Source organism: Moritella sp. 24 (genome assembly GCF_018219155.1).
Taxonomy (GTDB): domain Bacteria; phylum Pseudomonadota; class Gammaproteobacteria; order Enterobacterales; family Moritellaceae; genus Moritella.
On record NZ_CP056123.1, the window covers coordinates 3,133,943 to 3,158,511 of the forward strand.

Here is a 24,569-nt window from a genome sequence, read left to right on the forward strand (position 1 = left end):
ATTAGTGCCCTCCTAAATTTTGTAATGTACGTTTTGCATAACTTTGCGAAATACGGTCAAAGATAATCGCAAGTACAACGATAGCTAAACCATTCAATAAACCTAGGGTAAAGTATTGGTTGGTAATGGCTTTTAATACAGGTTGACCTAACCCTTTCACGCCAATCATAGACGCGATAACAACCATCGCAAGCGCCATCATAATGGTCTGATTAATACCAGCCATGATATTAGGCATAGCCAGCGGCAATTGCACACCAAATAAACGTTGCATAGGGCTAGCACCATAAGCTGTAGCTGCCTCTAGTACTTCTTTATCAACAAGACGAATACCTAAGTTAGTTAAACGAATAACAGGCGGTACAGCGTAAATAATAACGGCAATAACACCGGGGATCTTACCAATACCGAGTAGCATAACCACAGGGATCAGATACACAAAGGCTGGCATGGTTTGCATAATATCGAGAATAGGCGTCACTGTTGACTGTACACGGTCAGAGCGCGCCATCGAAATTCCGATGGGTATACCAATGAGCACCGCGAGTGAGGTTGAGACAAGAATGATACTCATGGTTCGCATGGTATTGTCCCACATGCCAAAGAAACCAATGAGGAAGAAAGCTAAAACAACACCTAACGTTAATTTCCAAGAGCGGCTTGCCATATAAGCAAACACCGCTAAAACAGCAATTACTAACCACCAAGGGCTACCGAGTAATAACTTTTCGAACCAAATAAGAAAACTGAGTAAAGGATCAAAAAACGCTTCAATACTATCACCGTATTCACGCGAAAAACTGCGATAAGCACCATCCAATGTTTTCCTAATATCAAGTAATTGGCGGCGGTCTAGCTGCGGTATTTCCGAAAGCCATGAACTGTCTGACATATTATTTATTCCTAAGATGAAAAAACCCAAATGGTTCGGGCTATATATACCCAAGCAATTTTAAGGTTCGTAATCAGAAAACTAAAATGACTTGGGTATAGTGAAAGGCTGCAGTAAAAGATTACAGTTCTGAGACTGCTTTCTTGATTTTTTTCGCTGTCGCGGAATCAACCCACTGTGACCAGGTATCTTCATAGTTTGTTAAGAAGTGCTCAACACTGTATTCACCATCTGCTTGTTCATCTTCCATCCAAGCAAGCAGTTCATTCATCTGTGCATTTTTAAATGAACGGGCATTTAGATAAGCAAGTGCTTCTGGCGCTCTTGCAGCAAATGTTTCGGTTACAACAGTATCTACAGCCGAAGGGGGGAACATAGTCGCTTTAGGATCTAAACAATCTTCTTGAGTAATACACTCTTTAAAGTGTTTCTCATTTATGCCAGTACCAAAGTCAACTTTCACCATATTGTATTTACCCAATACAGCAGTTGGCGCCCAGTAATATCCAAACCAAGCTTCTTTACGTTCATAAGCTTTCGCAATTGAACCAGATAAACCCGCGCCAGAACCTGGATCAATTAAGTCAAAGCCATCCTCTTCAAGATCTAATGCTTCGTACAATTTAGTCGTGGTAATTTGACAGTTCCAACCAGATGGACAAATCATAAATGCTGATTTATCAGGATCTTCAGGGTGCTTAAATAATTTAGCATTCGCTTTAACACCAGCGATAGTCGCTAAACTCGGGTCCTTTTCAACCATATACTCAGGAACCCAAAAACCCTCTTCACCACCATCAGATAGTGTTGCACCAGCATAACGAATACGCCCTTCTTCAACACCTTTATCCAGTGCTGCTTTCATGGAGTTACTCCAAAATTCAGGGGCGATATCAGGTTGGCCTTTTTCAATCATAGCTGTACCTGTTGCCATGGTATCACCAGGTACAAGTTCAGCATCACAGTCAAAACCATGCTCTAAAATAAAGCGATCAATATTAGCGATAATGGTTGCTGAATTCCAACTCATGTCAGCGATAGTGACACTGCCACATTCACTAGCAGAAACGGGAGTAGAAAGAGATGCACAGGCAAGAATTGCTGAGGAAACTAAAGTTTTCCGCATATTAATAATATCCTTATTATTGTTATGAAGTATCACTAATAATACAGTAAATTGATGCTAAAATCTTAGATAAGTACTAAAAACCGTAAACATGGGTAAAAAAAGCTACAGTTGGTACACTAGATAGAAGTAAATACTCCACAACATTAATAAAGCAGTATAATTACTCCTCGGCCTGAATTTGGCCAACTAATAATACTGGCGATGCATCTAATTTTTCTGCGTCCATCATTGAGGCAATCCGCTCAACCGCAGATAATAGTTGGCTTTGTTCCCACTCTTCAAGGTTTTGATAACGCTTGATAAAATGGTCTTGCAGTGGTTTAGGTGAACCACTCAATAATGATTTACCCGCGTCACTCAGCGACAAGTGCACCTTACGCTTATCAGTTTCACTTCGAGTTCTGATCACTAATGCGCGACTTTCAAGTCTGTCGATAATAGTGGTCACTGTCGCGGCACTGAGAGCTATTTCTTTGGCTATATCTTTCGCCAGTGGCGCATCGAGCATGGCAATATTTTGCATTACCATAAGTTGAGGTCCCGTTAAGCCAGACTGTTTATTCAACTGGCGGGAATGTATATCGATGGCTCTGATCACTTGGCGCAATGACACTAATAATTCTTCGTACTTTTCCATAATTTGGCCTAATTGGTAACCGAATTGATAACAGGTAACATGTCATTTTTCGCCACAATAACAGAAATTCACACCTAACTCCTACTGCAAATATTAAAAAAGCAAAATAACGTTCACACGCTATTTTGCTTTTGCTGTATTCCTAACCGCTATCGAACCAATTTACGTGTTCAATAGGTAATTAAAAACACTTTAGTTCACTAATTCAATTTTACCAAAGTCGATTTCATTTTCTTTTGGTGAGCGTTCAATTTCAGCAACTTGTTTGTATTTCTTCGCTAAAATATAACCAAAACAACCAATGATTAATGCGATAGCTAATGCACCAACCCACTGAATTTGTAAGAAATCTAATTTAAACAATAAGGTTAAACAACTCATCAGTACAATATTACCAATGATGTATTTAGCTTTACCAAAACGTTCTACTGTTAAGTTTAAATTATCAGTATAAAGTCGCACTAATGAATCCAGCGAGTTAATCACAAAGGTAATGCCCACTAATATCATCGCAAGGTTATAGAAACCTGTCGTTGCGATCTCGTTCACACTGTAATAGTAAAGTACCGAGAACCACACTGCGATAGGAATAGACGGAAATACCATCATTGCAATCAGTACTTGATAAGTTTTCATGCCACCAACAAAGCGAGACGTGAATTGACCAATCATGATGCTCCACGAGAACCACCAGAATAAATAAAATTCATGATAGTCATTCATTGGTAATACAAAGTGATGCAAGTTACCAAAATAATCGCCAATCAAGGCAAAGGTAGTTGTAAATTCGCTCACACTTGAGCCTTCTGATAAAAATGCCCCAGCCCACATCAAGGCGATTAATCCTAAGAATAACCAAGTACTAGCCAAGCTTAATATACGTACATAACGAATACTGGTACTTGAATAAACCGCTGCTGCAATAACAACAAAGACAATCAGGTAGAAACTACTTACTATCGTTTCGCCATCACCTAATTCAGGTAAATACCAAGGTAGATTCGTCAATAGTAAATAAGCTGTAAAGGCACAAGTACCGATAATAATCAGGTTATTGATGAATTTAATCACAGGGATCTCAAAGAACTTCACTCTTGGTTCAATAACGCAGAAATAGAAACAAGTTAAGAAGTAAAAAGCCCAAATCAAAAAAGCCCAGAAACCAAATTCAATCGCCAATGGATTACTAAAACTGTATTCAGGACTCGCCGCAAGATTTGCATAACCCGCAAATTCGGTCAGCGGGAACATAATCAGTCCCACATCCAGACCCGAAGTGAATAAAATAGCAATAAAGGTAAATGTACGTACAGGTGTCACACCGACACACTGCACATTACCCCAACGAAAAATCACAAATGCAATTGCTGCAAAGGTAAATAAAATACCGATGGTAAGCCAAGTAGTCATTATTTAAACTCCATGTAAATGTAAAACATAAATTGATATCCTTATTTATGTTTTAAATTGCCACCCTCAACGTTTAAGTCAGTAACAACACTAAATCTGTAATAACAATTAAGTCTATAACCCAAATTTAGATTGCATTAACCCTCAAACCTTAAATATCGGATTGACGATATTTAAACCCTGATGAATTGAGTGTCGCGTTAAAGACCATTCAGCCAGAGTGGCTTAGGCTGGTCAGATACCTAGATAACTAATGCGTTATTTTCACAACGCATTAGCAATACGATGGTTAAGCAGGCTGCCGTTTGGGGACCTGTAAACGTTGTTTTTTCTGCCATTCAGGCGCAACGGTTACACTAATAACGTCAGCTTTAAGCGGTGTATTACCCAGTATCAGATCCGCAGCTCGCTCAGCTAGCATGATTGTCGGCGAGTTAAGATTACCATTCGGTATCGTCGGGAAAATAGAGGAGTCAACCACCCTTAACCCGTCAATACCATGTACCTTGGTTTCAGAATCCACTACAGCCATCTTATCTTCGCCCATTTTGCACGAACAAGAAGGATGGTAAGCACTTTCTACAGCGCTTCTTACAAACTGATCAATTTCTTCATCCGTTTGAATGGTAATACCGGGTTGAATTTCTTCACCTCGGAAGGCATCCAGTGCTGGTTGATTAATGATCTCACGCGTTAAACGAACACACGCTCGAAAACCTTCAATATCTTCAGCATGAGACAAATAATTAAACTGAATCTGCGGTGCGACATGTGCATCTTTAGACACCACTTTCACAAAGCCACGACTCTTAGGTTTGTTATGACCAACATGAACTTGGAAACCGTGCCCAGCAAACGCTTCTTTACCGTCATAACGCATTGCAGCTGGTAAAAAATGGTACTGTAAATCAGGCCACTCTAATCCAGGTTTTGAACGAATAAAGCCACAAGATTCAAAGTGATTCGTTGCACCTAAACCTGATTTATCAAAGAACCAGCGAGCGCCAATAAACAGTTTATTTAACGGGTCAAGCTTGCCATTTAGCGATATAGGCTGCAGACATTTAAACTGAAAATAAAACTCAAGGTGATCCTGTAAGTTCTCACCGACGCCCGGTAACTCATGAACTTGTTCAATACCCGCGTCAGCTAATGTGCTTGATTTACCGATACCAGATAATTGCAGGATATGTGGTGAACCAATCGAACCAGCCGAAAGAATGACCTCTTTATTACAATACAACTTGATTAGCTTGCCTTTACGTTCAAACTCTAGGCCTATTGCTTGCTTGCCTTCAATCTTTTTATCTTCTTTCTTTGTACTTTTAAATAGCACCTTATGCACCAAAGCGTGGGTAATAACCGTTAAATTACTGCGGTGCATCGCAGGTTTTAAATATGCATTTGCAGTTGACCAACGCACACCTTTTTTAATTGTCATGTGCATAGGGCCGAAACCCTCCTGCTGCTGGCCGTTATAATCATCAGTCGCCATGTAGCCAGCATCAATACCCGCATCAACAAAGGCTTTATACAAAGGGTTTTTCATGTTGTTGCCATTGTTGACAGCTAATGGGCCATTATCGCCACGATACTCATCACCGCCAAATGCCCAGCTTTCAGCTTTTTTGAAATAAGGTAAACAATTAGCATAATCCCAATTTTTAGCCCCACTCTGCTGCCATTCGTCAAAATCACGCGCATGGCCACGTACATACACCATACCGTTAATCGAAGATGAACCACCTAATACTTTACCGCGTGGACAATGCATTCGGCGATTGTCCAAATAGGGTTCAGCTTGCGTTTCAAACTGCCACGCATACTTCGCGCTATTCATCGGAATAGATAGCGCTGTTGGCATTTGAATAAAAATACTCTTGTCACTGCCGCCCGTTTCAAGCAGCAGCACTTTATTCGCAGGGTCAGCAGATAATCGGTTTGCTAATACACAACCCGCACTACCCGCACCAACGATAATATAATCATACAGTCCTTGTACCTGTTTCATGACCTTTCCTTAAAATGATGTCTTAATAAAGAGTCTCTAAAATGGACTTTCAAGTGGTTGCATACCTACATACACAGCTTTTATCTGGGTATACGCTTTCAAGGTTTCACTGCCATTTTCACGACCGATACCCGACATTTTGTACCCGCCTACAGGCATTTCTGCAGGTGACGCACCATACGCATTAATCCAGCAGATTCCCGCTTCCATTTGATGAATAACACGGTGAGCACGAGTAATATCCTGAGTGAATACACCCGCGGCTAAACCTAAGCGCGTATTATTGGCACGCGTAATCACTTCGTCTTCATCAGTGAAGGTTAATACCGACATAACAGGGCCAAAGATCTCTTCTTTACTTAACGTCATGTCATCAGTGCACTGAGTAAAAATAGTTGGTGCAACAAAATAACCATTCGGTGAATTTTCAGGTTGTAGAGCATGACCACCAGTAAGTAGTTCTGCACCTTCTGATTTACCAATTTCAATCAAATTCAATACTTTGTCTTGATGCTCTTTCGAAATCAATGCACCAAAGTTAGTCTCTGGGTCCATTGGGTCACCACAAATGATGTTGTTCTCTGTACGCTCACGCAGTTTTTCGATAAAGCGTGGGTAAATAGCATCTTGCACAAATACACGTGTACCGTTAGTACACACTTCACCCTGAGTATAAAAATTAGCAAGCATCGCTGCCGATACCGCATTATCAATGTCAGCGTCATCAAAGATGATAAGTGGTGATTTACCACCTAATTCCATCGTTACTTCTTTCAGTGAACCCGCTGCGGCTGCCATTACTTTTTTGCCCGTTCCCACTTCACCAGTGAAAGATACTTTAGCGATTTCGTCGTGCGTTGTGAGCCAAGCACCAACACGGCCATCACCTTGAACAACGTTAAATACGCCATCAGGTACACCCGCTTCAGTAAATATTTCAGCTAACTTAATTGCACCACGTGGCGTTTCTTCTGATGGCTTAAAGATCATCACATTACCGCATGCAAGCGCAGGCGCTGATTTCCAACACGCGATCTGCAACGGGTAATTCCAAGCGCCAATACCAGCGCAGATACCAAGGGGTTCACGGCGGGTATAATAAAAATCATCACCGACCTGCTGCTGATTACCTTCAATACTTGGGGCAATACCAGCAAAAAATTCAATTGAATCTGCACCTGTGACAACATCGACCACTGATGCTTCTTGCCAAGGTTTACCTGTATCTTGTACTTCGATAACAGCCAGTTCGTCATTACGCTCACGCAATAAAGCAACCGCTTTTAATAAGATACGATTACGCTCCATCGGAGTCATTTTAGACCAAATAGCGAAACCAGCTTTTGCACTTTCAATCGTTGCTTGTTGAATACGTGCATCAGCAACTTCAACTAAATAGCTTACTTCTCCGTTAGCCGGATTAATGACTTCAAAGGTTTCACCTGTGTCATTGGAGAGAGACTGTCCGTGGACATAATTTTTATAAGTAACTAACGACATTAATTTTCTCCGTACTGCATGATCACGGCCTCAATAAAGGCTTTACATAAAATTTGGGCTTCTTCGAATTCTTGCTCAGGCTCACTACCCAAGGCACTTCGTAGCCAAAAGCCATCAATCATCGCCGCCGTTTGTTTAGCACAGTTGACCGCATCAGATTCTGCCATCAATTGTTTAAATGAAAATGCGAGATTGCTATACAAACGTTGATTATTGATATGCTGAAGTCTGGCTAACCCTGGTTCATGCACAGCTTGAGACCAAAAACTTAACCAAGTTTTAGTCGCAGCTGTTGAGCGCTGTAATTCTGTGAAATTTGACTCGACAATCATCGACAAGCGTTCCGCAGGTGATAAGTTTTTACCTAAAATGCGGCTTAATAATGCGTGTTTTAATTCATCGAGTAGATATTTGAAAGTTGCTTCAATTAGACCTTGTTTACCACCAAAATAATGACTAATCAGGCCTGAAGACAGTCCAGCTAATCCACTAATGGTATTAATCGTTGTGTGATGTAAACCGTGGCGTGCAACAGAGACTAATGTGGCATCAATCAGCTGTTGTTGTCTTACCGTTTTCATTACCGGTCTTGGCATAATAAGTAACTTTCCGTGTTTCATTATTGTTAATTGAACGTTCAATTAATAACAACTATAATAGTTAGAGCTGTAACTATCAACCCCAATTTTTATAATCAACACCATTTCAATAAAATATAACGCATATAAAATCACACACAAACATACAGTAAGGCACTGTTTTACTTTGAAAATTAAAAAATAAAAAATAGTGTCATATTTAGTGAAATAAAAATAATAGTTTCAACTCTAATCTTTATAAAACAGACCGAATAGAACAAGTTTGAAATGCAACAAACAATAAACACAGGAAAGTTAATGAAGGGTTTTTATTGATAAAGAAGTAGCGCCCTATGAAGAGCGCTAAATAAAGTGGCAGAGTGAAACGTTGATGGCGTGATGAACTTAAATTAAATAATCAACTAAGTCATTTATCTCAGCATCTGATGCGTGAATAGAGATATCAAAGCTCTTATAGCTATCACCTCTTAATACACGATCAATTTCAGCTAACCCATAAATTGTATCGCCTTTTAGAATGAATGTGAGTTCGAGTTCACCACGACTAAAAAAGCCATTTTGACAGAATTCAATTTCTTGATATGCACCCGATTCATTCGTGAACCCAGACATCGAAACAGTTCCCGACTCCATGTCTGCTTTTACAAGTTTAAAGTCTTTATCATCGATGATCTTAGCGATGATATTTGCGACTACGGGTAACGGCGTCACGTGAATAACGTCTTCATCACTTGCATCCATCGCGTATTCAATATCTAGTTCTGTGTCGATCCATACTAAACATTGATTATTATCAACCGCTAATGTGGTCACTGGCGCTTCAGGGTGCAGGTTAAATTCAAACTCAAAACGATATTCAGCCTTTGCTTCAGCATCAAACGGTTCAGAGACACTATATTCAGCTAAGACGTGATCAACAAACTCAATATTATCGTCAACTTCTTGCTTCACTTTTGTCATCAATCGAATAATAATTGCGTCGATGTGCTGGTCTACATTACCGCCAATGACTTTTACATGCCCAGAAACAAGACCACCTTGAACCACTTCATTACGATCGAGAATAGTGTCGACTTTCGCGCCACCAAAACCAAGTGCTGCAGATATATTTTTAAACATGCTATCTCACTTATATTATTGAATTTACTTTACTCTTAGAACCATAATAACGGTTAACAAGGCGTTCTTGAAGCGATAAAAAACTAACTCAATGCCAGTTTTAATTTATTTACGCGACTAAACACAAGCCAATCAATAAACAGAGCAACGGCAATAGTCCCGCCAGCCATAGGAAATGTAAACGACAATAATACAATCGTGATTAAGCCTACTTTCCAAATACCTTCATGTTCAAACCGAGGTGGTGCACAGAGTACTTTACTATCGCGAGGTCGGCGGAGCCACCACATGACAACACCTGATATAGCAATAAATATAAAGGCGAAACAAAACAGTACGTTAACCACTTTATTAAATACGCTTACATCACCTTGATGCAATGCAATACCAGCCGCCATAAACTTAGCCATTGGGTTATATTCATTCCATGTTACATCCGCTAAGACCTTACCTGTATACTGATCGATATGCGTTGTTCTATCCAACCTAGGATCGGTTATATCACCACTCATCGTATTCGCAGCTAATGTATAAACACCTGTTTCACTACGCGGTAAATTAAGCTTAAAGGTAGTGAATCCAAGCATGTCAGCTTGATCTAAAATTTCATCGATACCAAGTTTCGCAGAAGTGTGTTTACTCACATGATGAACAATATTTGTATCATCCTGCATAGCGCGAGACTCTGCAGCCAACATCGCAGCGTGATCATGTGATTCAGGCATTAATGTCAGCTCTAAATTCCACGGCATCTCTTCTTCACTACCGTGATTCATTGAGGCATGATTTTGTGTCGACAGTGGCACATCATCCCACTTTTCAGCAGGGAAACTACTCCACGCTTGCACAAACTGACCGCCCCACACACTTGCCCATGCAAGACCTGAAATAAGAAAGAACAATAAAACAAAAGACAATAACCCGCCGATATTGGCATGCAGATCTCGTATAAGAATACGGGAACCATTAGTTATTCTCACTTTGAGGAAGCCTGCTTTACTGGCATTATCTCGTGGCAACCACAGATAAATACCTGTCACTAATAAGATCACACCTAAACTTGCCGCGATTTCAATGAGGTAATCTCCCCACTCACCCAACAATAAAGTACCGTGAATATCATTCGCCAGCGCATACCAACTGTCACTGCGATCTATCATGCCCTGAATATTGCCGTTATAAGGGTTCACGGCCACAATTAAGGTTTTACCCGATTCAAGACTAATAGAAAATCGATTAGCTAAATCAGCACTCGCACTCGGTACAAACTGAGTCACCTTTGCACCCGGAAAGCCCTTTTGTACATTCTCCATTTGTAATGATGTCGCCACCGTCGAGGTTTCTGGTGTCACTGCTAATACTGATTGATAACGATTAAATTCGATTTCATCATCAAACAGCATAACTAAACCCGTAACACTTAACATCAACATAAATGGAACGACAAATAAGCCTGCATAAAAGTGCCAGCGCCACGTTAAAAAATAGCGCGACTTAGCACGCGTTCGCTCCTCATGATGAGATGATGGTTCACTTACGAATGTATTAACTTTCGACATTTTTGTATATTCCTTTCTACAAAATCCCTATCGATTAAACGACGGTCATCCATATTAACTAAATTTTTTCGTCATCAATTCCCGCGTAAACTCAAAGGCATAGCGGTATATGGATAACGTATATGTGCGGTAATGGTAGTAATTTAAGTTATGAAAGGAATACAGGTGGTGCACGGGGGACTTGTGATTGATAACGTACATGGTGCGCTAAAAACGAGTAGTGCTCTTGAATTGAGTGACGGATACGAACGAGTACAGGAGTCGTCAATAACTCAAGATCATGAAATGAAGAGAAATGGCTAAATGGACAAGGTTTCCCCTCATGTGTTTGAGGTTTGCCTTCTTCTATCTGGACCAGTTCTAATCCATTGACTGTACACAATGTAGCCCACACACCCACGCTATTATGCGCATTAAGCACAGGCATAAGCGTGACTAATACCCAACTCAGCAGGCTAGCAAACAACATTGATTTATTAAAAAATGAACTGTATTTCATACGATACTCTATAGATTTGTATGAAGTGTACATAAATCTATAACATATCGCAAAGAATGTAACATGTGATTAACGCGAGAGGAGTGTTAAGAGATATCAAAAATAGAAATACCCATTACCTCAGAATGATGTAATGGGTATTCATTTTAACTATTTTCTGAGTTTAATTAAATTGAAGTAAAACTAGTACACTCAATTTTATTAATCTCTAACCAATCTTTTAGCGCTTGAGAAGTTAAAATATCAAACTCATCAAGACGCGTCTCAGAATAGCTAGATAACGAAGGTAACAACTCATCTCCTGCAACCGTTGTATGGCTCATTAATTCCAGTGTTCCATTCGGAAACTTAGCACTAAATTCAAGAATCAAGGCTTGTAGTTTCTCTAATGTCACACCATCAGCATAGAAATTAGCACTAAAAGCTTCGGTAGTTGGCACGATTAAACCTTCACACCCAGCAACAACATGGTCAATACGACGTACAGGGATCCCAGTGTCATTAGCAAAAGCAATAAATGCTTCTTTATAAGGAGGGAATACAGCTGCAAAGTGATGACTGTCAAGGTGGGTTAATTTAACGCCCGCATTGATCGCTTTATCGTATTGCGCTTTAAACTCACTATACGCTTGGTCAAAACTAAGCGACTCAGAGGCCATCACTTCGCCTTGTTTTAAAAAGAACCCCTCACTATCAACTAAATCAGGCACTAAGCTCGGATCTAAAATAGGTTTACCACTGGTTAAGGTTAAATGTAATCCGACATTGGGGACCAGGCCCTGCTTAATTAGCGCAATAGCATGATCGGTTGCAGGCTGATTCATCATCATTGTTGTTGACTGCACAATACCAACGTTAAAACATTTAACAACCGACTCATTCACTTTCTCAGTCAGACCGAAATCATCAATGTTCACAATTAGTTTCATAAGAAGCTCTTACTTAGTATTAAACTGAGGAACATATTTCGCATTCAGTTCAATCATTTCGTCTAAAATTTCTTTTGTTACAGTACCTTTACGTACTAATGGATTAATTGTTAGCGCTTGTAATGCTGCACCATAATTACCAAATACACCCGCTTCAACAGCCAGTTCTTCGAACGCTTTCTGTAATTGCAACGTACCACGAATAGCTGGATTCGTAATCGGTGCCACATTCAATGGCTGTGGACCACATGATGTAATAACAGACGTCGCTTCAATAGCGCAATCGTGTGGTAATTCAGAGATCGTGCCATTGTTGCGAATATTGACATGCATTAACGTACGTTTGTCATTATGAATTGCATTAATCAGTTCACATGCAGCTTCTGAATAATGCGCTCCGCCACGCTCTTCTAATTGCTTAGGTTTCACATTTAGGTTTACATCTTCATACAACTTAAATAATGCAGTTTCGATTTCTTGAACTTGTTCACCACGTGTTACATAGCCTTCTGATTTAACTTCTTTTTGCTCTAAATCATCTTGCTTATAGTAGTACTGGTGATAACCACAAGGTAGCGCACCTAAGTGTTTTAATTGCTCAGGAACCCAAGTTACTTCACCTAAGTTTTTAGGCAGTGAAAAGTCTTCGCCCGAACATACTTTATCGATTAATTCACCAATACGATCTTTACCATGATCCCAAATATGGAATGCGTGGATGAAGTGATTTAAACCTGCAAATTGAACTTGTAAGTTTTTAGTACCCATCAATTCTTCAATACCAAACTGTGTACATACTGGCACGTTACATAGGCCAATTACTTTAATGTTTGTATGCTTTAATACCGTTTCAGTAATAATGCCAGATGGATTAGTGAAGTTAATTAACCAAGCATCAGGACAGATCTCTTCCATGTCTTTACATAAAGAAAGCGTCACTGGAATAGTACGCATTGCTTTAGCAAAGCCAGCGATACCATTGGTTTCTTGGCCAATCATGCCGTACTTGTTACCCAACAATTCATCTTGAACACGCGCGGGGATCATACCAACTCGCATTTGAGAACAAACATAGCTAGCGCCCGTTAATGCTTTACGGCGGTCGAATTCAACATTAAGTTCAATATCAAGACCTGCATTTTCAATCATACGTTTCGCTAATGCGCCAACAGTCTCAACTTTGTAACGGCCATCTTCGATATCAAACAGATCAATGTGTGTCACAGGCAGTTCGTGGTGACGATTAATAAAGCCTTCAATAATTTCAGGTGTATAACTAGAACCACCACCGATAATTGTAATTTTTAACATCTGCTAGTCCTCGTTTTGAATGCGTCGTTGAAGTTCAATGATTTCGAATGCTAAATCTTTACATAACATCGCATTCATAATGTGATCTTGAATATGCGTTAAGATAAGGGTCATTTTCACTTTGCCTTCACCTTCGTCAAAGCTAATGAGTTCTGTTTGTGATTTATGTACTTCTTCTAATGCTTCATCCGCTGCTTTAAGTGATGCTTTTGCTGATTCGAAATCACCTTGTCTTGCTTCTACCATTGCTTGCATTACTGCTGAACGCGCTGCGCCTGCTTGGCATAATAACGTCATCAAAAATTCTTCTGTTACTTCCATTATCAATTCCTAATATTCTATTTTTAAATGCTAAATCGTTGTAACCATCTATTACTGTGGAGATTAAGTGTAAAAGATGGTTACATTGTCGTTTGTGATAAGCAGTTATTTATGCGAGATAATTAACTGCGCTACTCTGATGATTACGCTGCTTTAGCTGTTGATAGTTTCACGTCTTCAACAAGCTGTTCTGGTTCTTCTTGTGCTAATAATTCTTTTTCATAAGCTTTGAAGAATGGGTAGAAGATTAAACCACTCACTACGAAGCAGACAGCAACAACAGCAGCAGCTAGCATTGAGTTAGTCGCCATCACAGCACCGATAGGCGCAGGCATTGTCCATGGTGGTAAAGCAACAACGTTAGACACTAAATCGAACTTGAATGCACTCCAAACGATACATGCATTAACCAGTGGCGCTGCAATCCAAGGGATAAAGAATGTTGGGTTCATCACAATTGGCGTACCAAAAATTACTGGTTCATTAATGTTGAAACAACCCGGAATGAATGACATTTTACCAATAGTACGTAGGTGAGCTGATTTAGAACGAGCCATCATACAAACTAGTGCTAATGTACCGCCTGAACCACCAACGAATACGAAGAAGTCCATTGTTGGGTTAATGAAGATAGCTGGTAAGTCTTTACCTGCTTCAAGCGCTTCTTGGTTTGCACCTAAATTGATTAACAATAGTGGACCAATAACACCTAGAACAACAGATGCACCGTGAATACCTGCAAACCATAATAATTGGATTAACAAAATAGCTAATGCAAAGGCAAAGAATGTATCAGAAGCAGCAACCAGTGGGCTAAACAGTGCCATGATACCCGTTGCGATATTCAGGTCGAAGTTACCTAATACACCATTGATAACTTGTACAATTAGAATCATTGCAACAACAGGGATAAGTAGGTCAAATGATGCAGAGATTTTTTCTGGCACTGCTTCTGGCATCTTAATACGGATGTTCTTTTCAACAAGGAACGTTTGTAATGTAGGTACTAATAAACCACAAATGATAGCTGTAAATGCACCAGCACCACCTAAGTAAGCCATAGGAATAACACTACCTAGCTCGCCACCAACCCAAACAGCTGGCGCAACAGCTAATAGGAAAGAGAACATAGATAACATACCAGAGTTCATTGGGCTAACACCTTTAGTGTTAAGCGTCTCTGCTAGGTTGTATGCAATACCGTAAGCAGAATACATTGCGAAAATACCCATACTAACGAAGAATGGACCAACAATGTTATCACGACCTATGCCTTGAACAACTGAGTGCCAACCGTCTAAGAACCAATTACCAGTACCTGGAGGGTTAGCAAACACTAACAGTAACGAACCAACAATCAGGAACGGCATTGTTGAAATAAAACCATCTTTAATTGCGCAGATATGCTTTTGACTAGCAACCTTACCTGCAATAGGCGCAATGACACGCTCTACAAAGCCCATAACCGAATTTAAAAGTGACATACAACTTCCTTATTTATAAAATATGTATATTTAATAAGTCTAAAAAAATGCGCAGCGTGAAGGCTGCGCACTCATTGATTATTTAATTGAGAATGGAATGTTCATCGTTATTTTAATATCAGTTTCATCTTGGAATGCGTTTGTATAAACAGTCCAGTTTTCTAAGTTTGTGCCGTTGTTGTATTGTGTTACGTGAGCACCGAATGTTGCGAAACCAGCATTATAAGAACCAAATACACTTACAGCTGCTTCAGTTAATTCTTCAACACCTTCACCTTGAGCACCGAAACCATACGCACCAGAAATACCTACAGTCAGGTTTTCAGCACCTAAATCAGCCATATCTCGCGCGAGACTTGCGAATACTGCAACTTCACCATCATGGTTAAAGTCAGAACGGTTATTCCACCAGATATCATACGCACCATTTGAAGAACCATATGCTGCTGTAGCTCTGTATGAGAAGTTACCTACATTATCTTTATTTTTGTCAACTGCAGATGTATATGTTGCTTCAGCTTTAACTGTGTATTGCCCTGTTGAATAATTTGATAGGAATGCAGCATGGTAAGCTAGCTCTTCATACATGCCAGAGTCGTCAACCATATACACTTGACCTTTTAAGCCAAGGCCATTTTCAAGTGTTGTTCCTGTTTTGATATGCGCAATTTTACGAGGTCCATCAGTTAAGCCTGCATAAGCAACATCTACTGCAATTGAACCAAGCTCAGTTCTTGCACCTACAGAATACAGTTCGCCAGCATCTGTTAAATTATCTGTTTCGCGGAATCCATATGAACTTTTAAACCAAGGGGCACGATATTCTGTTGCGAACACAGCACCAAGTTCAATACCAGCAATTCTGGTACCTATTTCACCACCCGTATAAGTACCAGGAGCATAAGACCAGTTAACGCCTAATGCAGATGGGACTGAAGGCTGGAAAAGACCGACTTTACCATTTAAACCTAATATTTTTTGAAACTTGATATTAGCTTTAGAAACCGCGATACCATCGCTCGTGTTTGTTGAATCCCACGCACCATCTTCACCACCACCCGTATAAGGGTTGTCTACATCCCAGAAGTTCATTTCATGATCTGGTGAACCTTGATTATATAAATCAGCTGTAGCATAAGCACTCACATCAATACCAACTTTGTCAGCAGCAAAACCAGATGTAAAATCGATAGCTGCATATACAGATGTTTGATCTAAATTCGTTTTTGTTTCTCGTTCATCAATTGTATTATTGTCATCATTACCACTACCCGCACTTTCATCACGCCCTTCACCGTCACGAGTACGTTGACGAGTCCAAGTAGCTACATTACCCGAAATTGTTGCATCACTCCAAAAACCACTACTGTCAACAACCACTGTATCTGCTGTTACTTCAAGTGCTTCAGTTGTTTCAGCTGCCATTACTGGTGCTGCCATTGCTGATGCGATTAAGATTGCTAAAGTTGTCTTTTTCATAAGTTATCCCATTTTATACGACAAGGCTCATTCCTGAACGCTCATTACTTAAGTTAAAAATAAAAATTATAAAAACTGGTTCTAATCGACCATTAGCCTTTAAGATCAATTGCTTGCTGAAGAATTTCTTTACCCTTCATCATGCCATACTGCATCATGTCAATTTGTCCACACGCTACGCTTTCTTCTTCACAGCGCTTGCTAAATTCAGCAAATTTGTATTTCACCTGTGGAGCCACTAGGCAAACATCATTTCGCTTCACTTCAGTTTCAAATGCAGAAATTGAGTAAGCGTTAATCTCTGCTGAAACACCTGATGCTTCCGCAGCTTGACGCATTTTATTAACAACCATAGATGTAGACATACCAGCAGCACAGCAAAGGAAAATTTTAATCATTTTATATAGCCTCTTGATTTTAATACTTAAAATAAATTTTAGTGAGTGCTGAATTTATTTTACCTAACATCCAGCTGCCCCCCCCTTTGAGATATATGTTGCGCCAATGTATTTTTTTTTACAAACCCCAAAAACTTAATTTGTGATCTGAAATATGTTTCATGTCTAATTACTTGATGCTAGTCGAAAATCGATGTTAATGAACATTTCAGATATTAATCATTATTAACAACTGTTAATCATATTTATAAAAATTAAAAAACATCAGAAATAACCTTAAATAACAACAGGCTACAATGATTTATTTTGTTTTAAATTTGTATAAGTGAATAATCACTTAGAATTTAAGCTCTAGGTAAAAATAAAAAAACATAAAGATATCGCGTTAACTTTAAATAAATAAATCTTATTTCTCGCTGCGAATTAATGTTGATCTAGATCAACATAACAACGCGATAATTTTAGAAGCAGGATAATGAATTATAAAAAAGGTGAGTATATAAATTGAGGAATAAGTAAAGAGTCTGTCTATGAACAATAAAATAAAAATCTTTCAATACAATAAGATAAGGATATATAATATAACAAAATAAAATAAGAGATGAAAAATTAGATACAATAAATTTCTTTATTCATGTTTATTTACAAGCTAAAAAAAGGCGCCCAATTGGCGCCTTTATCAATTCATATTAATCAGAGCAACTACGCACCAATCGAAATTTTACGAGGCTGTAATGCTTCAGGTACATTACGCTCTAATAATAGCGTGAGTAAGCCATTCGCAAGATCTGCACCTTTGACTTCTATATGATCCGCTAATTCAAACTTACGGGTAAAATTACGTTCTGCAATACCACGATGTAAAAACTTAGATTCTGCTGATTTTTTGGCTTCAGTTTCATCTGTGGTTTTTTGACCTGAAATAACAACTTCATCGGCCCGTACTTCGATATCTATTTCGCTTAGCTCAAAGCCAGCAACAGCAAGGGTAATTTCGTATTTGTTTTCTTCTAATTGAACAATGTTATAACGAGGGTAATCAGTACATTTACGTTGCTCCGTAAGGCGTTCTGCAACTTGAGCAAAACGATCAAAGCCAATAGCACTGCGGTATAGAGGGGTAAAGTCAAAATGAGTAGTCATAATCTATCTTCCTTAAGCATAGTTATTATCTAGAGCCTACTGAGTAGCACTCTATGTATTAAAGTCTGTTTATTATATTTCAGGTGTTGTCTTGCTAACCGAAATGATCAGTTAGCAATAGAATATAGGGGTGTCTAAATTAGTCTGATGACAGCGTTTTAGCGCCATTAATTTCGATCTTACGCGGTTTCATCGCTTCAGGTAATTGACGTTCAAGTTCGATATATAGAAGACCGTTCTTCATATCTGCACCATTAACGAATACATGATCAGCAAGTTCAAACTTACGCTCGAAATTACGCTCTGCAATACCACGATGTAAGAATGTGCGGGAATCTTTCTCGCCTTTTTCGGCTTTAGTGCCCTTAACAAGCAATTCATTATTCTGTGTTACGATTTCAACTTCTGATTGGTCAAAACCAGCAACCGCCATTGTGATGCGATAATTGTTCTCATCAAGTTGTTCGATGTTGTACGGAGGAAAGTTGTTACCAGACTGACGCGTTTGTGATGCGGTTTCAGCTAGCTGAGCTAAACGTTCAAAACCAATTGCGCTGCGGTATAGTGATGAAAAGTCAAAAGTAGTCATAATTATATTCTCCATTGAGCAATATTTCATGTGTCATAAACCGAATAATTCGCGTTTATTACATGAGTAAAATGTTTCGTTTTTAAATTGTGATGAATAAGATCTAACTCCTAACGGCAGTTGTCTCATTCGGTTAAGCCTCTCATGAGCGCTTAATTAAAAGATGTGGATTGTTGATAGCGTTTTCAAGTGAATTATTGAAATTAATTTGGGATGGTGAATATTTATCTATTCAAGTCATTGTATTTTAATAAATAAAATTTTTACGTTTTTATCGATACTAACGTGTTTTTAGTCTCGATAAATAATTTTAATCTTGAAGTAATAAGACCCCCCACCCAAGACGTAATAGCTACTTTTAGAAGGCTATTACAAAACCAAAAAAGGCCTGCTATCAAGCAGGCCTCCATCATTTAAATCGAATAAGCTTTTACTAAAAAGGCCCTAGTTCAATATACTGCGCGATCACAACCGCGATCAACATACACACAGTCCAGAATAAGAACAGTGGTAAGAAGAACTTCACCCATTTTGTATAAGGTACTTTTGCTAATGCTAATACCGCTAATAGACCGCCGTTGGTTGGGTAGATGTAATTTGAAATACCATCACCCAATTGTGAAGCCAGTGCCGCTACTTGACGGGTGATCCCGGCAATATCAGCTAATGGGATGATAATAGGCATCGTAATAACCGCTTGACCACTACCTGATGGAATAAACAAGTTAATCACACTTTGAGCAATGTAGATTGAGCCCGCTGCCAGTAACTTATTACTTTGAGAGATGAAACCTGCTAAAAAGTGAATAATCGTATCAACAATTTGCGCATCTTCCATCACCACTAATACAGAGCGTGCGAAGAAGATGATGAGTACTGCAACCATCACATCCGCACAACCTTTCGTCCACGATTCACAGATCTGATTCGGAGATAAACCACCGACTAGGCCCGGTAAAATAGCCATCGCTACAAACGTTGCTGCAATCTCAGTGAAACCAAAGCTCAGTTTTAACGTACCAAAGATCATAAAACCGAATAAAGCTAAAAATGTAATGCCACCTAGCTTTTCTCTAAGTGATAACGCTTTGATGTCACCAGACTCTTCAACTTGGTAATCCATACCATGCAATAGGCTTTTTGTTGGGTCTTTTTTTACTTTATTGGCATAACGGAGAACAAAGATCATAGCCGTAACTAGCATGAACACTGCACAGATAGCGCGATACCACATACCTGAATACAACGGTAATTCAGCAATGCTATGGGCAATACCAGTAAAGAAAGGATTTGCTAATGCAGCAGCAAAACCAGCACAACTGGCTAATAACACCACACCTAATGCAGTCATAGCATCGTAACCAAGACGAATACAGATAGGGATCATCAAGGTAATAAAAATTACATCAAGCTCACGCATACCTGTGAATGTCACGTTTAATGCAATCGCAATCATCACAACAGGGGCAATAACGACTAAACCTTTATCTTTTAGCTTGTCCGTTAATGCAAATACCGAGGCATCTAATAATCCCATGTGTTTGATAACACCAAAGGCACCACCAACAAAGAATACGACGCCCATTACGCCTGACGCAGCTTTAAAACCTTTATAAAAAGATTCAAAGAAGCTAAAGATAGTGGCTGGATTATTGTCTAGCAGAGTATAAGACGCTGGGTCAATAACAGTACGACCATCAACGACGATACGAGTGAATTCACCAGCAGGGACAAAATAAGTCGCGAATGCCGCGATAATAATCATCACAACTAATGATAAAAATGGGTGATTAACTTCTTGCTTTAAATCTTTATTAAGCTCTTTATTTAACTCTGTATTAAGTTTTGCCTCATTGCCCTGCGGCATGCTAATTTCTTTCATGGATAGCCTTTTATTATTCATTCAGTTAGTCATAAACAACAAAAATGACGACAACTAAAGCGAATCCATGCAATCGACGTTATAATCATTTTTATTGTTTTCTTGGAATAAAAAAAGCATCAATTAACGCGATGTTAATCAATGCTTTATTTGGTATTAGGATATAGATTTGAGTTATTAACTGCTATTAGCTATTAATAACTAGTAAAAGCTCAATCTACATAACTAATAATTACAGCGCAGCAGCTTCTACTTCAGCTACAAGCGCATTTAACTGCGCGATAGTGTCATTCATTTCAGCGCGGAAATCATCCGCAACCGTTGCAGCAGGTAACACAAGGTAAGCTTCAAGCTGTACCACTAACAATTTTAATAACGCAGAATAAGTTGCTGTGTTTTGCTCTTCTTCTAACGCTAATAATGCAATGTTAATCGCAAAATGTTGTGTTTCAGGTTGGTCAGCTTTAGCTAAGTGCTTGTTTACTTTAGTTTCAGCGTAATCAACAAATTGTAGTTTAGTGTCGATGTCGTTGTTTAGCTTTTCTAAAAATTGTGTATTGTCAGTCATAATACTTTTATCCTATGTAAATAAGCGTTGTTTTTAAATGCTTACTTAAACAATAAGTAGCACGATTTTGAAAAACGTCAAAACGAAAAAAGCCTGCTCAATGAGCAGGCTTTTCGAATAGTGGTCGGTGATAGAGGATTCGAACCTCTGACCCCCTGGTCCCAAACCAGGTGCGCTACCAAGCTGCGCTAATCACCGAACATGGTGCGGAAGGAGAGACTTGAACTCTCACACCTTGCGATACTAGAACCTAAATCTAGCGCGTCTACCAATTCCGCCACTTCCGCACAAACTATCAACTTATCAGTAGGTAACTCTGACAAGGGTCGATAACATCACCTTAGTGAGTTATCAAATATGGGGCGACTGAAGGGATTTGAACCCTCGACAACCGGAATCACAATCCGGGGCTCTACCAACTGAGCTACAACCGCCACAAACTTTTATATTAACCCGCTACCTCTATAAGTTAGCGAATCAATCTTAAACAATGGCGACCCCTATAGGATTCGAACCTATGGCCTACGGCTTAGAAGGCCGTTGCTCTATCCAACTGAGCTAAGGGGTCGTGGTCGGTGATAGAGGATTCGAACCTCTGACCCCCTGGTCCCAAACCAGGTGCGCTACCAAGCTGCGCTAATCACCGAACTGTTGAAGACTACGTCTGTCAACGAGGGTGGATAATACAGAGTTGCTCTGTTCGCGTCAAACAGTTTATGTGACCGAACAATTAACTGTTTAATAGTTATACACCGAACGAGATTATAATAACAATACGCATATTTTAGATGCTAATTGCAGACTTTTTAGTAAATAGTAACGCAAATCAACAACAAAGCAGGTCTTCATTCACCTGCTCATCGTGTCTTTATTACTTATACCAACTCTGCGACCACAGTTTCAGACCATGATTCTAGATTTAATTTAGACAATTCATCTGCAGCTAAGAAACCAGCTAAGTTCAATGCATCTTCTTTACTTGTAACAACTAAGTCAGCATGAACCTCTGCAACTAAGACAATGCCTAAATGCACTTCATCAACCGCTGTCACATCTTTAGAAAGATAACCAATTGTCGACATACCCAAGAAATCAGCTTCTGTTAAACCAAGTTCTTCGTGTAATTCGCGGTACATTCCCGTGCGTAATGTATCAGCCAATTGGAAAACACCATTCGCATCGTAAACAGCGTCAACAGCATCAACGTGACCACCAATACCAATGCTGTATAAGTTGTGTAAGCGTGACTCACCGCCTGATTTAGAACGCTCATAAGCTAAATACTTATCACCCTGCTTTACCACTACATATGGAATAAGTTGACGAAATGCAGGGTTTATTTCTAACAGCGCACGCTGCATAATAACAACATCTTTACTTTCGATATTAACAGTCGCACTGTCAATTAAACGGGTTGAGGGTGCTGCTACGTCTGCAAAAACGGAAATGATATGCTCTTGGTGTTTCACTGTTATCTACCTAAGTAATTTAAAGCATCTTTATAACCAAATAGGTCCTCTTTGTCACTCTAATTAGATGATTATTTATCCCAAGAATTGCTGACAAAGTCACATTTTAGTGCGAAAATAGCGCAACTTTCTAACCAAGAGATTCAAAAACTCAATGACTGCTCAAATCATTAATGGAAAAAATATTTCTCAGCAAGTTCGCCAGAATGTTGCTGAAGAAGTGGCTACGCGTACTGCACAAGGATTACGCGCCCCGGGTCTTGCTGTGATTTTAGTGGGTGCCGATCCGGCATCACAAGTATATGTTGGGAGCAAACGTCGTGCCTGTGAAGAAGTAGGCTTCGTTTCTAAATCTTTTGATCTTGAAAAAGATAGCTCACAAGAAGCGTTATTAGCGTTGATTGATGAGTTAAACGCAGATACAACTATCGACGGCATATTAGTGCAGTTGCCTTTACCTGAACATATTGATACAACCGTTGTGTTGGAACATATTCGTCCAGATAAAGATGTTGATGGTTTCCACCCGTATAATGTTGGTCGCTTATCTCAACGTATTCCTGCATTACGCCCTTGTACACCAAAAGGTATTATCACGTTACTTGAATCAACAGGTGTTGACCTACATGGTCTAGATGCTGTGGTTGTTGGCGCGTCAAATATCGTTGGTCGTCCAATGACGCTTGAATTATTACTTGCAGGCTGTACAACGACGACATGTCACCGCTTCACCCTGAACCTCGAAGAGCATGTTCGTCGTGCTGACTTAGTGGTTGTTGCAGTGGGCCGCCCTAACTTTATTCCAGGTGAATGGATTAAGAAAGGTGCGATGGTTGTAGATGTGGGTATTAACCGTTTAGAAAATGGCAAACTTGTTGGTGATGTTGGCTTTGAAGTAGCAAAAGAAAACGCTTCTTTCATTACCCCTGTACCAGGTGGTGTTGGCCCAATGACTGTAGCAAGCTTAATCGAAAATACGTTAATTTCTTGCCGCGATTACCACTCAAAGTAATCACTAAGCAAAAAAGAGTAAATCGAATATAATAAAAAGCCGCACTACCTTAGGTAACGCGGCTTTTTTGTGTCTTCATTTTAGCTGACAATTTAACGCTTATTCATTATTGGACACTTAAGTGATGACTTAAAGCTTAACCATTACTTGAAACTTAGCAGTTCAACTTCAAAGATCAGGGTTGAGCCAGCTTGAATGCTACCAGCGCCACGATTACCGTAAGCTAAGTTACTTGGGATAAAGAAACGACGCTTCTCACCAACAACCATCAACTGTACGCCTTCAGTCCAACCTGGAATAACTTGATTTAAACCAAATGTAATAGGCTGTCCACGTTCAACAGAACTATCAAAAACAGTACCATCTAATAATGTACCGTGATAATGCACTGTCACTTTAGAGCGGCCTTTTGGATGCTCAGTACCAGTACCTTCTGTTAACACTGTTGACTGTAAGCCTGATGCAGTTACTTCCACACCTTCTTTTTCCATATTTGCCGCTAAAAACTGCTTACCTAACTCAATATTTTCAGCCGCTTGTTTTTTATTACCACCCATGCGCTGCATAAGGAAGAAAATGAGTGCACAACCGAGAATAACTGAAATAATTTTTAACATGATTAGTCCTTT

23 protein-coding genes and 5 tRNA genes are annotated in these 24,569 nt (G+C 39.4%); 1 reads left to right on the top strand and 27 read right to left on the bottom strand.

Going from position 1 to position 24,569, the window contains the following annotated elements:
* Position 1 precedes the first annotated feature (1 nt).
* The 26 genes from HWV00_RS13830 to HWV00_RS13955 form a co-directional block, all read right to left on the bottom strand.
* A complete protein-coding gene (locus HWV00_RS13830; protein WP_211682165.1) occupies positions 2-892 on the bottom strand; it encodes a proline/glycine betaine ABC transporter permease in 891 nt (296 codons plus the stop codon).
* Between the two features lie 121 nt (positions 893-1,013).
* Positions 1,014-2,018: an ABC transporter substrate-binding protein gene (locus tag HWV00_RS13835; protein WP_211682167.1), complete on the bottom strand. Its 1,005-nt coding sequence runs from the start codon at positions 2,016-2,018 to the stop codon at positions 1,014-1,016.
* A 163-nt stretch (positions 2,019-2,181) separates the two neighbouring features.
* Positions 2,182-2,658 (bottom strand): MarR family winged helix-turn-helix transcriptional regulator, encoded by a 477-nt coding sequence (locus tag HWV00_RS13840; protein WP_211682168.1) that lies wholly within the window; start codon positions 2,656-2,658, stop codon positions 2,182-2,184.
* 192 nt (positions 2,659-2,850) lie between these two features.
* A complete protein-coding gene (locus HWV00_RS13845) occupies positions 2,851-4,068 on the bottom strand; it encodes a BCCT family transporter (protein WP_211682170.1) in 1,218 nt (405 codons plus the stop codon).
* Positions 4,069-4,357: 289 nt separating this feature from the next.
* Entirely contained in the window at positions 4,358-6,079 is a 1,722-nt protein-coding gene (betA, locus tag HWV00_RS13850) for a choline dehydrogenase (RefSeq protein WP_211682172.1), read from the bottom strand.
* Positions 6,080-6,115: 36 nt separating this feature from the next.
* Entirely contained in the window at positions 6,116-7,579 is a 1,464-nt protein-coding gene (betB, locus tag HWV00_RS13855) for a betaine-aldehyde dehydrogenase (RefSeq protein WP_211682174.1), read from the bottom strand.
* Positions 7,579-8,175 carry a transcriptional regulator BetI gene (gene betI / locus HWV00_RS13860; protein WP_211682176.1) on the bottom strand — a complete coding sequence of 199 codons (597 nt, stop codon included), beginning with the start codon at positions 8,173-8,175 and terminating at the stop codon, positions 7,579-7,581. The genes betB and betI overlap by 1 nt, the downstream gene beginning before the upstream one ends.
* Before the next feature lie 387 nt (positions 8,176-8,562).
* The gene (locus HWV00_RS13865) at positions 8,563-9,297 is read right to left on the bottom strand and encodes a sporulation protein (RefSeq protein ID WP_211682178.1); all 735 of its coding nucleotides are present in this window, start codon (positions 9,295-9,297) and stop codon (positions 8,563-8,565) included.
* A gap of 83 nt (positions 9,298-9,380) precedes the next feature.
* Positions 9,381-10,856 (bottom strand): PepSY domain-containing protein, encoded by a 1,476-nt coding sequence (locus tag HWV00_RS13870; RefSeq protein WP_211682180.1) that lies wholly within the window; start codon positions 10,854-10,856, stop codon positions 9,381-9,383.
* Between the two features lie 148 nt (positions 10,857-11,004).
* A complete protein-coding gene (locus HWV00_RS13875) occupies positions 11,005-11,355 on the bottom strand; it encodes a hypothetical protein (protein WP_211682182.1) in 351 nt (116 codons plus the stop codon).
* A gap of 167 nt (positions 11,356-11,522) precedes the next feature.
* Positions 11,523-12,284, bottom strand: a complete 762-nt coding sequence (locus tag HWV00_RS13880; protein WP_211682185.1) for a carbohydrate deacetylase — start codon at positions 12,282-12,284, stop codon at positions 11,523-11,525.
* Between the two features lie 9 nt (positions 12,285-12,293).
* On the bottom strand, positions 12,294-13,595 hold the full coding sequence (locus HWV00_RS13885; protein ID WP_211682187.1) for a 6-phospho-beta-glucosidase: 1,302 nt from the start codon (positions 13,593-13,595) through the stop codon (positions 12,294-12,296).
* A 3-nt stretch (positions 13,596-13,598) separates the two neighbouring features.
* The gene (locus HWV00_RS13890; RefSeq protein ID WP_211682189.1) at positions 13,599-13,916 is read right to left on the bottom strand and encodes a PTS lactose/cellobiose transporter subunit IIA; all 318 of its coding nucleotides are present in this window, start codon (positions 13,914-13,916) and stop codon (positions 13,599-13,601) included.
* A 143-nt stretch (positions 13,917-14,059) separates the two neighbouring features.
* On the bottom strand, positions 14,060-15,400 hold the full coding sequence (locus HWV00_RS13895) for a PTS sugar transporter subunit IIC (protein ID WP_211682191.1): 1,341 nt from the start codon (positions 15,398-15,400) through the stop codon (positions 14,060-14,062).
* 78 nt (positions 15,401-15,478) lie between these two features.
* Positions 15,479-16,879 (bottom strand): hypothetical protein, encoded by a 1,401-nt coding sequence (locus tag HWV00_RS13900; RefSeq protein WP_211682193.1) that lies wholly within the window; start codon positions 16,877-16,879, stop codon positions 15,479-15,481.
* A 92-nt stretch (positions 16,880-16,971) separates the two neighbouring features.
* Positions 16,972-17,277, bottom strand: coding sequence for a PTS sugar transporter subunit IIB (locus HWV00_RS13905; RefSeq protein WP_211682195.1), 306 nt, complete (start codon positions 17,275-17,277; stop codon positions 16,972-16,974).
* Positions 17,278-17,979: 702 nt separating this feature from the next.
* Positions 17,980-18,420, bottom strand: coding sequence for an Hsp20 family protein (locus HWV00_RS13910; RefSeq protein ID WP_211682197.1), 441 nt, complete (start codon positions 18,418-18,420; stop codon positions 17,980-17,982).
* 139 nt (positions 18,421-18,559) lie between these two features.
* On the bottom strand, positions 18,560-19,009 hold the full coding sequence (locus HWV00_RS13915) for an Hsp20 family protein (protein WP_211682199.1): 450 nt from the start codon (positions 19,007-19,009) through the stop codon (positions 18,560-18,562).
* Positions 19,010-19,442: 433 nt separating this feature from the next.
* A complete protein-coding gene (locus HWV00_RS13920; protein WP_211682201.1) occupies positions 19,443-20,891 on the bottom strand; it encodes a YfcC family protein in 1,449 nt (482 codons plus the stop codon).
* A gap of 232 nt (positions 20,892-21,123) precedes the next feature.
* The gene (locus tag HWV00_RS13925; RefSeq protein ID WP_211682204.1) at positions 21,124-21,459 is read right to left on the bottom strand and encodes a hypothetical protein; all 336 of its coding nucleotides are present in this window, start codon (positions 21,457-21,459) and stop codon (positions 21,124-21,126) included.
* A 121-nt stretch (positions 21,460-21,580) separates the two neighbouring features.
* Positions 21,581-21,657, bottom strand: a tRNA-Pro gene (locus HWV00_RS13930).
* Positions 21,658-21,661: 4 nt separating this feature from the next.
* A tRNA-Leu gene (locus tag HWV00_RS13935) sits at positions 21,662-21,746 on the bottom strand.
* 71 nt (positions 21,747-21,817) lie between these two features.
* Positions 21,818-21,893 (bottom strand) — tRNA-His (locus HWV00_RS13940).
* A 57-nt stretch (positions 21,894-21,950) separates the two neighbouring features.
* A tRNA-Arg gene (locus tag HWV00_RS13945) sits at positions 21,951-22,027 on the bottom strand.
* Between the two features lies 1 nt (position 22,028).
* Positions 22,029-22,105, bottom strand: a tRNA-Pro gene (locus tag HWV00_RS13950).
* A 229-nt stretch (positions 22,106-22,334) separates the two neighbouring features.
* Positions 22,335-22,928, bottom strand: a complete 594-nt coding sequence (locus HWV00_RS13955; protein ID WP_211682206.1) for an NUDIX domain-containing protein — start codon at positions 22,926-22,928, stop codon at positions 22,335-22,337.
* Positions 22,929-23,082: 154 nt separating this feature from the next.
* Between HWV00_RS13955 and folD the strand changes: the two genes are divergently transcribed.
* A complete protein-coding gene (gene folD, locus HWV00_RS13960; RefSeq protein WP_211682208.1) occupies positions 23,083-23,940 on the top strand; it encodes a bifunctional methylenetetrahydrofolate dehydrogenase/methenyltetrahydrofolate cyclohydrolase FolD in 858 nt (285 codons plus the stop codon).
* Between the two features lie 143 nt (positions 23,941-24,083).
* Here folD and HWV00_RS13965 read toward each other — a convergent pair whose 3' ends face one another.
* On the bottom strand, positions 24,084-24,506 hold the full coding sequence (locus HWV00_RS13965; RefSeq protein WP_370630522.1) for an FKBP-type peptidyl-prolyl cis-trans isomerase: 423 nt from the start codon (positions 24,504-24,506) through the stop codon (positions 24,084-24,086).
* Positions 24,507-24,569 lie beyond the last annotated feature (63 nt).

Bases quoted from the DNA above. Each gene is read 5' to 3' on its own strand.
- HWV00_RS13890 (WP_211682189.1), bottom strand. From the start codon at position 13,916: ATGGAAGTAACAGAAGAATTTTTGATGACGTTATTATGCCAAGCAGGC.
- HWV00_RS13880 (WP_211682185.1), bottom strand. From the start codon at position 12,284: ATGAAACTAATTGTGAACATTGATGATTTCGGTCTGACTGAGAAAGTG.
- HWV00_RS13895 (WP_211682191.1), bottom strand. From the start codon at position 15,400: ATGTCACTTTTAAATTCGGTTATGGGCTTTGTAGAGCGTGTCATTGCG.
- HWV00_RS13920 (WP_211682201.1), bottom strand. From the start codon at position 20,891: ATGAAAGAAATTAGCATGCCGCAGGGCAATGAGGCAAAACTTAATACA.
- HWV00_RS13885 (WP_211682187.1), bottom strand. From the start codon at position 13,595: ATGTTAAAAATTACAATTATCGGTGGTGGTTCTAGTTATACACCTGAA.
- betI (WP_211682176.1), bottom strand. From the start codon at position 8,175: ATGCCAAGACCGGTAATGAAAACGGTAAGACAACAACAGCTGATTGAT.
- HWV00_RS13905 (WP_211682195.1), bottom strand. From the start codon at position 17,277: ATGATTAAAATTTTCCTTTGCTGTGCTGCTGGTATGTCTACATCTATG.
- betB (WP_211682174.1), bottom strand. From the start codon at position 7,579: ATGTCGTTAGTTACTTATAAAAATTATGTCCACGGACAGTCTCTCTCC.
- HWV00_RS13840 (WP_211682168.1), bottom strand. From the start codon at position 2,658: ATGGAAAAGTACGAAGAATTATTAGTGTCATTGCGCCAAGTGATCAGA.
- HWV00_RS13870 (WP_211682180.1), bottom strand. From the start codon at position 10,856: ATGTCGAAAGTTAATACATTCGTAAGTGAACCATCATCTCATCATGAG.
- HWV00_RS13965 (WP_370630522.1), bottom strand. From the start codon at position 24,506: ATGCAGCGCATGGGTGGTAATAAAAAACAAGCGGCTGAAAATATTGAG.
- betA (WP_211682172.1), bottom strand. From the start codon at position 6,079: ATGAAACAGGTACAAGGACTGTATGATTATATTATCGTTGGTGCGGGT.
- HWV00_RS13835 (WP_211682167.1), bottom strand. From the start codon at position 2,018: ATGCGGAAAACTTTAGTTTCCTCAGCAATTCTTGCCTGTGCATCTCTT.
- folD (WP_211682208.1), top strand. From the start codon at position 23,083: ATGACTGCTCAAATCATTAATGGAAAAAATATTTCTCAGCAAGTTCGC.
- HWV00_RS13875 (WP_211682182.1), bottom strand. From the start codon at position 11,355: ATGAAATACAGTTCATTTTTTAATAAATCAATGTTGTTTGCTAGCCTG.
- HWV00_RS13900 (WP_211682193.1), bottom strand. From the start codon at position 16,879: ATGAAAAAGACAACTTTAGCAATCTTAATCGCATCAGCAATGGCAGCA.
- HWV00_RS13845 (WP_211682170.1), bottom strand. From the start codon at position 4,068: ATGACTACTTGGCTTACCATCGGTATTTTATTTACCTTTGCAGCAATT.
- HWV00_RS13830 (WP_211682165.1), bottom strand. From the start codon at position 892: ATGTCAGACAGTTCATGGCTTTCGGAAATACCGCAGCTAGACCGCCGC.
- HWV00_RS13865 (WP_211682178.1), bottom strand. From the start codon at position 9,297: ATGTTTAAAAATATATCTGCAGCACTTGGTTTTGGTGGCGCGAAAGTC.
- HWV00_RS13915 (WP_211682199.1), bottom strand. From the start codon at position 19,009: ATGACTACTTTTGACTTTTCATCACTATACCGCAGCGCAATTGGTTTT.
- HWV00_RS13910 (WP_211682197.1), bottom strand. From the start codon at position 18,420: ATGACTACTCATTTTGACTTTACCCCTCTATACCGCAGTGCTATTGGC.
- HWV00_RS13925 (WP_211682204.1), bottom strand. From the start codon at position 21,459: ATGACTGACAATACACAATTTTTAGAAAAGCTAAACAACGACATCGAC.